General features: G+C 68.9%; 8 protein-coding genes. 3 read left to right on the top strand and 5 right to left on the bottom strand.

What is annotated here, in order from left to right; genetic code table 11:
* Nucleotides 1-21: 21 nt before the first annotated feature.
* The gene (locus tag LZ199_RS35660; protein ID WP_253998245.1) at nucleotides 22-1542 is read left to right on the top strand and encodes an alpha/beta hydrolase; all 1521 of its coding nucleotides are present in this window, start codon (nucleotides 22-24) and stop codon (nucleotides 1540-1542) included.
* An 18-nt stretch (nucleotides 1543-1560) separates the two neighbouring features.
* Here LZ199_RS35660 and LZ199_RS35655 read toward each other — a convergent pair whose 3' ends face one another.
* From LZ199_RS35655 to LZ199_RS35635, 5 genes are all read right to left on the bottom strand, one after another.
* Nucleotides 1561-3060: a hypothetical protein gene (locus LZ199_RS35655; RefSeq protein WP_253998244.1), complete on the bottom strand. Its 1500-nt coding sequence runs from the start codon at nucleotides 3058-3060 to the stop codon at nucleotides 1561-1563.
* Between the two features lie 161 nt (nucleotides 3061-3221).
* Complete coding sequence (locus tag LZ199_RS35650) at nucleotides 3222-4517, bottom strand: WD40 repeat domain-containing protein (protein ID WP_253998243.1); 1296 nt, start codon at nucleotides 4515-4517, stop codon at nucleotides 3222-3224.
* A 403-nt stretch (nucleotides 4518-4920) separates the two neighbouring features.
* Complete coding sequence (locus tag LZ199_RS35645; RefSeq protein ID WP_253998242.1) at nucleotides 4921-5673, bottom strand: DUF2652 domain-containing protein; 753 nt, start codon at nucleotides 5671-5673, stop codon at nucleotides 4921-4923.
* A 57-nt stretch (nucleotides 5674-5730) separates the two neighbouring features.
* Nucleotides 5731-6786, bottom strand: a complete 1056-nt coding sequence (locus LZ199_RS35640; protein ID WP_253998241.1) for a fatty acid desaturase — start codon at nucleotides 6784-6786, stop codon at nucleotides 5731-5733.
* Nucleotides 6787-7103: 317 nt separating this feature from the next.
* Nucleotides 7104-9146 carry a radical SAM protein gene (locus LZ199_RS35635; RefSeq protein WP_253998240.1) on the bottom strand — a complete coding sequence of 681 codons (2043 nt, stop codon included), beginning with the start codon at nucleotides 9144-9146 and terminating at the stop codon, nucleotides 7104-7106.
* A gap of 193 nt (nucleotides 9147-9339) precedes the next feature.
* Between LZ199_RS35635 and LZ199_RS35630 the strand changes: the two genes are divergently transcribed.
* Together LZ199_RS35630 and LZ199_RS35625 are read left to right on the top strand one after the other, a co-directional pair.
* Entirely contained in the window at nucleotides 9340-10383 is a 1044-nt protein-coding gene (locus LZ199_RS35630; RefSeq protein WP_253998239.1) for a hypothetical protein, read from the top strand.
* Between the two features lie 271 nt (nucleotides 10384-10654).
* Nucleotides 10655-11974, top strand: coding sequence for an alpha/beta hydrolase (locus LZ199_RS35625; protein WP_253998238.1), 1320 nt, complete (start codon nucleotides 10655-10657; stop codon nucleotides 11972-11974).
* The last annotated feature ends 109 nt before the right edge of the window (nucleotides 11975-12083 follow it).

The following is a 12083-nucleotide window of genomic DNA, read 5'->3' as shown; positions in this document are numbered from 1 at the left end:
GGTTACCCTCCCTCGGAGGAGATGACCCTGCGCCTCGATAAGACATCTTCCGTTGTAGCTGTCATCTGGTTGCTGGTGCTTGCCCCGGAGGCCCGCGCCACCGATACGGTGGGGATTCGCAAGGCGGGAGAGCTGGTGGTGGAGACCGGAACGACGAAGACGCCGTCCGGCGAGACGCTCCGCTACGAGCTGGGCACCTTCTATGTCCCGGAGAACCGGAGCGCGAAGCGAAGCCGCGTCATCGGCATCGGGTTCGCTCGCATCCGCGCGGCGAAGCCCACCAGTGCTCCGCCGGTGTTCATCCTTCCGGGAGGCCCGGCGCGCTCGTATCTCAACGCCTTCACGGACCACGACGACGCGGCGAAGAGCCAGCTGGAGGGAATCCTTCCCTACCGGGCCGTGGGTGACGTGGTGGTGGTGGACCAGCGGGGCTACTCGCCGCGCGGGGAAATCCTGACGGTGTCCCGGCGGACGCTGTCGCTCGGGCAACCGCGCTCGCTGGCGGCGGATGCGGAGGCGATGGTGACGCTGGCCCAGGACGCGGTGGCGGCCCATCCCGACAAGGACCTGTCCGGCTACAACCTCGTCGAGTACGCGGAGGACGTGAAGGCGCTGAGCAAGGCGCTCGGCTATCGGCGGATTTCGCTGTCGGGACAGAGCTTCGGCTCGCAGTGGAGCCTGGCGGTGATGCGGCTGCATCCCGACCTCGTGGCGAGGGCGCTGCTCTCGGGCGTCGAGCCGCTCGACAACAGCCATGACATGCCTTCGCACATCTTCGCGTCCCTCCAGCGCATCGCCTGGGATGCGGACCGCTCTCCCGCGCTCCAGCCCTACCTGCCCCGGGGCGGAGTGATGGCGGCAGTGCGCGCGGTGCGGGAGCGCCTCTCCGCCGGGCCCATCGAAGTCACGGTCCAGGACGCGAAGACGGGGACGGCGCGAACGGTGGCGCTCGGCCTGGAGGACTTCCAGGGCTCACTGCTCCGGCCCGCGGCGTCCTGGCCCGCCTTCGTCCTCTCCCTGTACTACCGCCGCTATGACGACTGGGCGCGCGAGGTCCTCTCGGAGCGTCAGGACGTCGAGTCACCCGTCCGGCTCATCGCGCCACTGATTGACAGCAGTCTCGCGGTGTCCGCCGAGCGCCGACATCTGTTGAAGACCGACGCGGGCCTGGAGCTGCTGGGCGCCGTCGACTTCGACGCGCTGATGGCCTCCGAGGAGGCGTGGCCGACGCCCGATATCGGTGACGGGGTGCGCCTCCCGGTGCAGAGCCCGATTCCCGTGCTCATGTTCCACGGAGACTGGGACACCTCGACACCCCTCGAGAACGCGCTGGGCCTGCTGCCCTGGTTCGCCAACGGTCGCGTCGTCCAGGTCCACCGGGGCGCGCACCACACGCGGGCTCCCGTCTTCGCGAAGTACCCGGAGCTGCTGGCCCAGGTGGTGAAGTTCCTCAAGACAGGCGACACCCGCGGGCTCCCGGCGCGCGTGGAGCTGCCCGTGCCCGCCTTCCAGCCGCCCCCATTCCCTCCGCCCGGGCAGTGAGGGCTTGGAGGCGCGTGGCTACTGCGCGGAAACCGCTCCCGGGGGACAGTGGATGCCCACGGGCGTGGACCAGAGCTGATGTTCGCTCGTCTCATCGCTCGCGAAGAAGTAGACGCGTGAGCCCAGCCGCGCGAAGCCGCCCGGCGAGGAGCCCCAGATGCCGGGGTTGATGTCCGCGAGCTGGCCCGTGGTCGCTGGCGTGCCTCGGGTGAACCAGGGTTCGGTGAACAGGCCATCCTGCGAGGCGCTGAAGAAGACGGTGCCCTCATCCGTGGCGAAGAGGGACGAGTCGACGTCGTCGCTCAAGTCCAGCGGGTGATGGAGCAGCTGCGTCCCATCCGCCGTCCCATCCGTCGCCCACAGCGACACGTCCCGAGGCAAGGGGCCGGTGCCGCCAATGGCCAGGGTGAAGTAGAGCCTGCCTCCGGAGCTTGTCGTCCGCTGCAGGTAGGGCATCGCGTCCGGCAGGTTCGCGTACGGGTTGGGCAGGGTGGTGATGCGCGTCCTGCCTCCGCCGCTCAGCGAGACGCGCTCGACGTGCAGCCGCTTCGCATCCGTGGACTGCGTGGCCAGGTAGACGGATGAGCCCAGCACGCCGACCAGACTGGTGGACCGGCCGAACGACTCCAACCGAACGGTCCCCGCGGCGGTGCCATCCGTCTTCCACACCTCGTCGTTGGGACCGTCGTCCAGCACGAACAGTCCCAGGTTCCCCTCCCGCGCCGCGTGGTGGACGTAGGTGTGCCGCGCGTCCAGCCGCTTGACGGCGAACGACCCGGCGGTGGTGCCGTCGGTGCGCCAGAGCGTGGTGCCATGGGACTTCGACGACAGGAACAGGTGAAGCGCCGAGCCCACCTTCAGCGAGGTGAAGCGGACATCGACCTCCGACGGAAGCACGGCCACGCGATAGGTGCCGGTGTCGGTGCCATTCGAGCGCCAGACCTCGCGTCGCATGAAGACGGGGGCGGGGACCGCCACGTTGCGGACGAAGACGAGCAGCCCGTTGAGTGAGGTGAGGTGTTGCAGGGAAGCGCCCTCCATGCCGGGCGCCAGCTCCTTGACGAGCCGGGTTCCTCGCTCCGTCCCGTCACTGACCCACAGTTCGTTCCCGGTGGCGGTGTCATCCAGCTCGAAGAAGACCTGGTCGCCCACGGCCACCAGTCCACCCAGGCGGGGCGGGCCGCGCATGGACGGCGGAAAGGCCTTCACCCGCATGGTCCCGGAAGACGTTCCATCCGTGCGCCAGAGGACGGCGCTGCCGTCGTGGAAGTTGGTGCCGAAGTAGAGCGCTTCATTCGACTGGACGAGCTGGTCGGTCCCGAAAAGCTGTCCACTGATGATGACGGGGCCCCTGCCTGGAGGCGTGATGACTCTCAGGCGCGAGGCGACCCCGGTGGGACAAGCCCATTGCTTGACGTCGCGTCCATCCGCGCCCGGCTGCATCTCTTCGGTGCTGGGGGGAACTCCACACCCCGCGAGTGCCAGTCCGAACAGGACCCATCCATGTCTTGCCCGCATGTCTTCTCCTCCCTGGCCCGGAAAAAAATGGCACGGGAGGGTGGGGTGCCTGACCTGGACTGCCAACGTGCGCTTCAGGGAGGGGCCCGCGTTCACAATCCGCCTGCCGCGTCTCCTCGGGGCGCCGCCCTGGTGCGTGGTCGCGCCCGGGGCCGCGCGACTCACCAGGCCGCGCCGCTCAGGCTGCTCTCGCGGAGCAGACCGTCCGGCATCACCGTCAGGAAGCGGCGCGCCGCCGGGTGCCACGCCGTGGGCACCACGGTGGGGTCCTGGTGGAGCTGCTCTCCCGTCTCCACGTCCCACACGGAGGTGCCCTGGTCCTTCGCGCTCGCCAGCAGCAGGTTGCCATCGCACCTGAACTCGCCGCGCGGTCCGGGGAACCAGCGCAGGAGCTTCCCGGTCTCCACGTCGTGAATCATCGCGGCGTCGAGCAAGGCGTCGGCATCCCCGCCGAAACCCCAGAAGGCCAGGGCGCGAGGGCCCACGAAGCAGCGCGGGCCATCCCAATGGTAGGTGCACTCGCGCAGGTGCTTCAGGGAGGGGCCGTCCTCGGACTCCCACACGTTCTCGTGCACCCAGCGCCGCAGGGAGAAGGTCGTCAGGATGCCCAGCGGGTGCCAGACCCAGCCATCGTCCACGAGCCACGCCTCGTCCGGGGACACCGTCAGGCCGCAGTGGAAGTAGTCGCGCTCGTGGCGGGGCATGGGCTCACCGGGCCTGCCCCGTCCCCCGGGCTCGCGCGGCGTCAGCAGCTCCCCCGTGGCGGGGTCCGACAAGTCCAACCGATTCCAGGTCGACGCGTGGGCGAGGAGCGTCCGGGTGCCGTCGCGGAAGAAGGCCACGGGAAACTCGCAGCGCGTCTCATGGTACGAGCCCCGGTCCAGCGTCATCGTCACCCTGCCGGTGGCCAGCTCCAGGACGAGCCCCCGGGCGCCGTGCAGGTTCACCACCGCGGCGTAGCGCCCGCAGGGGGAGACGTGCAGCGCGAGCCTGGCGGAGAGGTCGAGTGTCTCCGCGCCCACGGACCCCAGTCGCGCAAGCGAGCCTTCATCGAGGTCCAGGCGGAGCAGCTCGCCGTGCGCGTTCACCGCGAGCCACAGGGAGCCCGGCAGGGAGCCCAGCGCGGTGATGGCCCGAAGTGACTGGCCCGCGAGCGGGGGGAGTGACTGCTCCCGGTGCTCGAAGTGGAGCCCCGTGGTCCGGGTGCGCACCTGGGGGCGTCCGATGATGCCCATCAACGCGGAGCTGTGTCCCAGCCTCACGTGCTGGCAGTCGACGCAGATGCTCTTGAACTGCTGGCCGGGCAGCGCCACCCGCGCGCAGTCCTGACAGAGCAGGTCGTGGTGGACGCCCTGCCCCGTGAAGCGGACGTGGTGTCCCGCGTCGTCGTCGTCCAGGAGGTGGACACACCAGTGTCCCGCGTGGGGTGCGGCATGGCCACAGGCGAGCTGGTTCATCGGCGTCCTCCTTCGGATGACTTCAAGTCGAGACGGCCCCGTGGACCGCGGGCCGCTGCGTGTGTGGCTTGACGGAGCCGGCCAGGCACGGAGGGCCGTCGAGCGGGCGGGTGGCTCGGGTTCCTGGCATGAAGTAGCGCCTCACGAAGTGCCCCCTGGCTGCTCGCCTCGCGCGAGAGCTGCCCGGCAAGGTACCCGAGGCAGCTCGACTGCGCATCCGACGCGAGCGCTGGGTCGCTCATGAAGCCCGTGACTCACTTCGCCATGACGACGCTGCTGTCGCGGTCCGACGATGTGAGCGCGGGGTGATTGGGAAACGTCTGTTCCCAGCGGACGAGGTCCGGCGGTTCAGCCGCCCGCGGGCCCGGCGTTGGCACCTCTTCCCGCGCCGTGGCCGCGCGCTTCAGGAGCGCGGAGGAGGGGGCAGGTGCGCTTGTGCGTGGACGTCGACAATCTCGACGTTGCGGAAGTCCTGGCAGGCCTGCCGGAAGCCGAGCACGTACTTGAGCGAGCGCGCCTCCTGCGTCAGCTTGTGCCACCACCTGCGCAGCAGGCTGGGACCCGGGGCCGCGGGCAGCTCCTGGCCGCTCTCGTTGAGGTCCAGGTAGTGCGTCGCCGTGCGGCCCAGGCCCTCGAACTCGTGCTCGAGCCCGCGCGTGTGCTGGCGCAGCTCCGGTTCGAGCCGCTCATGCACCGAGTCGGTCATCAGCACGTACTCGGACACCGGGACGTCGTTCTTCAGCATCCGGTGCACGAGGATGACGTCGACGCCCGCCAGCTCGGTGAGGTGCTTCACGCGCTGGAAGGCGACCTCGCCCGAGTGCGCCACGAACTTGAGCGTCAGGGCGCCCACCTGCATGCACCCGTCGCACTTGCACATGCGGTCGACGATGAGCCGCTCGCGCCGGGCGAGGAAGGCACGGCGGAGGTTGGCGACCTGCCGGGCGAAGGCGGAGCAGTCGTCTCCGACGGCGTAGAAGAACGCCGCGTCCCCTTCGAGCTTCGCGAGCTTCAGCTTGCCGGAGGCATCGATGAGGGCCTCCAGCAGCTGCGCCACCGTGTCCTGGGCGTGCGCGAGGCTGAACCGGTGGTGCTTCATGAACCGGGTGTAGCCACCGATGTCCGCGATGAGCAGCAGCGCCTTCTCTGTCGCCATTCGCGCGTCAGCGTATCGCAGGGGTGCCAGTCAGGCCACCCCGCACCCGCTTGAGGGCTAGCCGCTCACGACGACGTCGGCCTTGGCCTTCTGCTTCTCCGCCCAGGGCAGGTAGTGCTGCTCCATGAACTCCGCCTTGAAGTCCCGGTACGAGCTGATGGCTCCCAGCCAGGACCAGCCGCGGATGAAGTGCCAGGCGGGGTCGAACTGGTGGGGCAGGAAGCCCGCGCGGGCGCCGTGCGGGTACAGGTGGTGGTTGTTGTGCCACTCGCCCGTGATGAGTCCCGGCCAGAGCTGGTTGATGGACTGGTCCTTCATGTTGAAGTCCACGCCGTCGCGGCGGCGATCCTTGCCGCCTCCGTGCCCGTCGTAGTTGAACGTCCGCACGCCCACGGCCCACACGCCGGACCAGCCGAAGAGCGCCAGCGCCAGCCCGTGTCCGCCGATGAGGAAGAACAGGCCGTACCAGACCGCCCAGTTCGCCAGGAAGTGCGCCACCGTCCAGGCGGGGTGACAGAGCGAACCCCACTTCTGGTACTGCTCATAGCTGTTCACGTGGACGCCCGTGTGCTCCACCAGCTTGCGCAGCTGCGAGTAGTCCTTGGCGCTCAAGTCCCTGCGGATGCCCTGGTGATTCACATCCGCCAGGAAGCAGTAGAGCCAGCCCGCCTTCGCGTTGTACGGGTCCCCCGGCTGCTCCACGCGGGCGTGGTGCACGTGGTGGGAGACGACATACGCCTCTTCCGAAATCGTCTTCACCACCAGGTTGCGGCACAGCTCCCGGAAGAACGCGTTCTTGAACGTGAAGGCGCGGTGCGTGGAGTAGCGGTGGTACCAGATGGTGCCGTGCGTCCCCAGAATCACCATGCTGTAGATGAAGCCCGCCAGCAGCAGCCACCAGCTGAAGTGGTGGGTGAAGAAGAGCGCGAGTGGGATGCCGAAGCCCAGCGTGGTGACCCAGGCGATGAGGGCCAGCCAGTTCTTACGCGTGCGGAAGATGTTCAGGCGCGTAAAGAACTCCGAGAAGATCTCCCGATGAGTCGGCACATAGAGCGCGCCGTTCTTTTCGTAGCCGTAGCTCGGAGGATCGAGGATGCGGTCCAGAAATGACATGAATTCCCTGAGCAGGCGGCGGGGGGCGCGTGAACTTTCGCGGAGTTTCTCATGAAACGCCGGTGGCGGCGCGAAGTGCTACCCGACATTTCTGTCACGGGAGTCCGTGACGCCTCCGCGTGGGCGGAAGAATGGGCTCCCAACGGAGTGGAACGGGGCTCGAGGTCGCGCAAATCCTGGCGGTCCCCGTCGACCCTGCCCCTGCCTGGTGCGCGGGTGTCAGCGAGGGGCAGCACCGTTGGTTGCCCTCGATGACCGCGAATCGCTTGCTTGCTCGTCCGCATGGACGCGAGAACCTCCGGGCGAAGCGCCTGTCGCTACCGTCGACGGAGCTCCTGGTCCACGTCCTCGCGAAGGCGGTGCAGGGCCTCCGCGAGCGGGTTGTCGGAGCCCACCCGAATCCAGGCGCGCGGGCCCAGCAGGGCTTCCAGCTCGACGAAGGCCTTCAGCACCCGTCCGGGCTCCAGGGTGTTGACCCGGACCGAGAGGCTGTCGTTCCCGGGCGTCGACTCCACGCGGTCGTCCACCGTCAGGTACGGGCGAAGGTGAGGGATGACGTCGGGCGGTCCGCGTTTCGGCTGTGAGAAGTGGCCCCTCACGATGACGCGCTTGCTGGTGAGCATGAGCGCGGTGCCACCCTGGCGCTGGGCCAGGTAGCCGAGGCGGGGTCCGAAGTGGTCCTCCTCCAGCAGCACGTGCGGGCCCGCCACCGTGACGTCGCCGCCCAGGTCCTTCGCATACCGGGCCGCCGCCTCCGCGGACTTGAACAGGACCCACAGGCGCAGCCGTCCCGTTTGAGGGGCGCGCGAGGCGAGGCGTTGCTCGAGGCGAACGTCCTTGGGGACATCCACCAGCTCCGCCGCGACGGCCGCGCCGTTCGCCAGGGCGAGTGCCTTCAGCTTCGCCACCTCCGTCCCCAGGGACTCCTCCTGGTCAGGGATGCCCCAGAAGTCGACGAGCCCGTGGAGCTGGTTCGCATGGCGGAAGAAGGCGCCGAGCTGCTCCTTCTCCAGCACACGCTCCAGTGCCCCGAGAGCAGCGGCGTCCTTCACGCCGAACACGGTCGCCAGCGCGAGCCGCCCATGGCCGTGAATCTCCGAGTGGACCATGCGCCCCTTGCGCTTCCACAGGAGGGTCCGCAGCGCGGGGAAGTCATCTCCCAGCGTCATGTCCGTGTACAGCATCACCACGCGACCCAGAGACGTCATCACCTCCGGCGCGACCTCCTGCTCGCCCACGGGGATGCCCTCCGCCGCGAGCAATTCCTTCCATCGCTCGGGGTAGGCGTGACCTGACTTCCAGTCCGGCAGGAGCGCGTCGAGGTACGCGGTGGCCTCGTCGGTGGTCTCGAAGCGGCCCACGAGCACGCAGTCGCCGCTGTTGTTCCCGGAGAACCCGCGCCACACGCGAACACCGTCGGACAGCGCCTCCGCCTGGGGCGTCCCCGCGCGTGCACAGCCCGCCAGCGGCGACGGCGCGGACAGCACGTCACGCCGCCCGTTCCAGCCCGCGAGCACGTCCTCGGCCGAGGTGATGGGCAGTCCACCGCCCTGGAATGAGCAGGCCTTCAGCCGCCGGTCCGACGTCAGGGTGACGAAGTCGAGCCCCGCGCCACAGTCACCGCCGAAGAGCCGGGGGACCTCCGTCAGCGTGTCCCCGAAGCAGACCGACAGCCGCGTGCGCAGCGGGCTCTCCGCGAGCACCTCCGTGAGCCGCGCTTCCTCCTCGCCACTGAGTCGGAGCTTCGCGTCGTTGCCGACGTAGCGCAGGAGCGCGGCATCGCGACAGCCCAGCGCATGGAGCGTGCGGAGCTGTTCCGGCAGCGAGGGCAGGCGCTCCGGCGTGGCGAGGATGTTCACCCCGAACGTCTGTCCCGCGCGGGCGAGCCGCTCGACGCAGGCCTCCCAGTCGTTGTCGTCGTAGAGCGACACGCGGACCTCGCCCAGGTGGGGCGCGAGCCTGGCGAGTCGCTCGTCGGAGAGCAGCGTCCCGTTGGTGGTGAAGTGGAGGGCGAGCGGCGTCTCGTCCGACAGCCGCCGCACCAGCTCATCGAACCCGCGAAACGCCAGGGGCTCGCCGCCGCCGAAGGAGACCTCCAGCGTGCCCGCGCGGGCCAGCCCCGCCAGCACGTCGAACGCCGAGTCCACCGTCCACTCGCTCCGCGCCTGCTGCTCTCTCGAGCAGAAGGTGCACGCGAGGTTGCACGCGTTGGTGATGCCGAAGAGGACCAGCCGGGGCGCCCTTCGGCGCAGGTGGCGTGTGGGAGGCGCATCGACCCGGACGTTCGTGCCCGTCTTCCGGTGGAACCAGAGGAGGGCGCCATCGAGCGCGTGCGGGCGCCAGTCGGAGTGCGGCTGCATGGAAATGACCTCGAAATCGCGGCGCCGACGCGGCCTGTCATGATCCAACCCACACCCCGCAAACCCCTAGAATCATGGGAAGTCTGGAGGTGGGCTCGTGGCTCTCAGCCTACAAGAAACAACCGGGGTTCCGGGCCCGATAACTCCTGAGTCAGCCGCAGTCCGGCCGCCCACACCCCCCGAGGTCCCACCCATGGGTTTCAGGATCCCCAGCTTCAACGACGTTCGGAAGACGGTGACGAGCACCGTCAACGACGTGAAGGACACGGTCGTCGACAAGGCGGCCGACGTGAAGAAGGCCGTCGTCGACACGAGCAAGGACGTCAAGAAGGCCGTCGTCGACACCAGCAAGGACGTGTTCGAGGACGTGAAGCACAACCCCGTCACGGACGCCTTCAAGAAGGCCATCACCGACCCGAAGGACCTGGCGCGCGACGTGTTCCAGACGGGCCTGCGCACGGCCTACCACGGCGTGCAGAAGGTGCTGCCGGACGGCGCGGCCGACCAGCTCGTGAAGGCGGCCGAGGGCGGCATGGATGGCCTGGCCAAGACGTCCGAGCTGCTCCTGGGCAAGGACTCCTCCGTCACCCAGAGCCTGAAGACGCTGGGCCGGGTGGACCTGGAGGGCATCACCCGGACGACGGACCCGGTGACGGGACAGAAGCTCCAGGGAGACTGGCCCAAGCTGTGGGGGACGTGGCTGCTGGAGGAGAAGCCCAAGGACCTGGGCACCTGGGACAAGGACAAGAATGGCACCGAGCGCGTCACCGTGCGCGACAACGCGTACACCGACGACCTGGCGGGCCGGCCCCACCAGCAGCAGGTGACCGAAGAGTTCTTCAAGATGTACCCGAATCCGAAGCCGGGCGATGTCTTCCCTCCCAAGGACGCCACCAAGGAGCAGAACGACAAGGCCCTGTACCGCTTCACGGGCCCGGGCACCGACGAGAAGAGCAAGGAGAAGTACACCTCGCTGGAGTGGTTCATCGGCTCGTACCGCACCGAGGTGAAGTGCACTGGCATCGACGAGAAGACCGGCAAGCCGAACCTCTCGTACGAGGTCGTGAACAACTCCCACATGGAGTCCGGCACCCGCGTGCCGGCCAGCTTCCAGGAGAAGGGCCTGCCTCCGGCGCTCGTGCAGGACCGCCAGCGTGAGACGGGCCTGGGCGTCGGTGGTGACTGGGTTCAGCGCTACCAGTGGACCAGCACCGGCGTGGACAACCCCACGAAGTAGCCGTCCCGTCTCCCGTTGCTGACGAAGGCCCGGTGGTCGCTCCCAAGCGGCTCCCGGGCCTTCTCTCTTTCACGCGGGGGCCGTGGGTGGGCGGACCGCACGTCTGGCTCTGCTCGCGGAGCGCCGAGGTGACGCAGGGCGCCGTGGGTCGCCGACGGAGGGAGTGACTTCCCGCGTCACATCGTGTCCCCCGGTTTTTCCCACGCGTCAGGAAACATTTTCGGCTGATTCGCGAAGATGTAGGCATCCCCCTTCAACACGAGGCGCTGTCATGGCCGGTATCTCCTCTGTGAACAGCAGCGCCGCCGAGTCCGCCCGTCGTCGCGCGGAGGCAGCGCGCGTCGCGGCCCAGCAGCAGCCACAGCAGACGGCGACCGCGTCCAAGCCGAAGGCGAAGCCGGTGGAGCTGGCCTCCACCTCCGCGTACGAGGGGCCTCGCAAGACGGGCGCGGAGAAGCTCACGGGGGAGAAGGCCCCGCCCGCCGCGAAGGGGCCGCTGGACAGCGCGCCCGCGGACCCGAAGGCGCGCGCGACGTGGTGGAAGCAGCTCTCGCCCACGGAGCAGATGCAGGCGGTCAGCTCGGACCCCAAGAAGGTCGGCTCCATGGACGGCCTGCCGGCCTCCGTGCGCGACACGGCGAACCGCACGCAGCTCAAGAACGAAATCGCGCAGCTCAGCGCGGAGAAGTCGCCGTCGAAGGAGCAGCAGCGCCAGCTGGAGAACGCGCGGGCCGTGCAGGCGCAGCTGGACCGGACGGCGAAGGAGGCGGGCTCCGCGCAGCTGCTCATCTACGACTCCACCTTCGTGAACAGCCAGGGCCGCGCGGCCATTGTCGCCGGCAACCTGGACACCGCGAAGCACGTGTCCGTGAGCGTGCCGGGCCTGAACTCGGACGTGCGCGGCTCCATGGACAGCATCACCAGCGAGTCGCTCCGGCTGCACGAGGCGTCGGGCGCGGCGAATGGTGAGGTCGCGACGGTGGCCTGGATGGGCTACGACGCGCCGGGCTTCCATAACGTGGCGTCCGACAACGCCGCGGAGAATGGCGCGAAGCTGCTGGCCGCCGACGTGGCCGGCATCCGCGCCAGCCGCGAGGGAAACCAGCCGCACCTGACTGTCATTGGCCACAGCTACGGCAGCACCACCGCCTCCATCGCCGCCGACAAGAACGGCCTCCAGGCGGATGACCTGGTGCTCATCGGCAGCCCTGGCGCCGGCAGCGCCAGGTCGGTGAAGGACTACGACGGCCCGCTCGCCAACGGCCACGTGTGGTCCGGCTCGGCCAGCCGCGACCTGGTGTCCTGGCTCAACGGCAGCAACCTGCCTGGGGACCCGCTGGGACAGGACCCGTCCGAGAACAAGTTCGGCGCCAACCGGTTCACCGCGGAGGCGAAGGACCGCGGGAACAACAGCAACATGGGCGACCACTCCAAGTACTACAACGAGGGTTCCGAGTCCCTGGCCAACATCGCGGACATCGTCACCGGGAACTACGGCGGCGTGGACCGGGCTCAGCAGCGCTACGGGGAGCATGACTGGTGGAAGGGCAACCGCGTCATCGACCCCGAGGTGAAGCGCGCCGTGGAGTGAGCCGGGTGTAGAGCGGGCCCGGGGTCCGCTCCACCGGCATCCATCACAGAACATCGTCTTCGCGGGACCGGCCGGAGCACTGGCGGGTCCCGCTTGTCTTGAGTGGACC

Origin of the sequence: Myxococcus qinghaiensis (assembly GCF_024198215.1) — a bacterium.
GTDB lineage: Bacteria > Myxococcota > Myxococcia > Myxococcales > Myxococcaceae > Myxococcus > Myxococcus qinghaiensis.
This window is presented reverse-complemented; position numbering and strand designations above follow the sequence as displayed.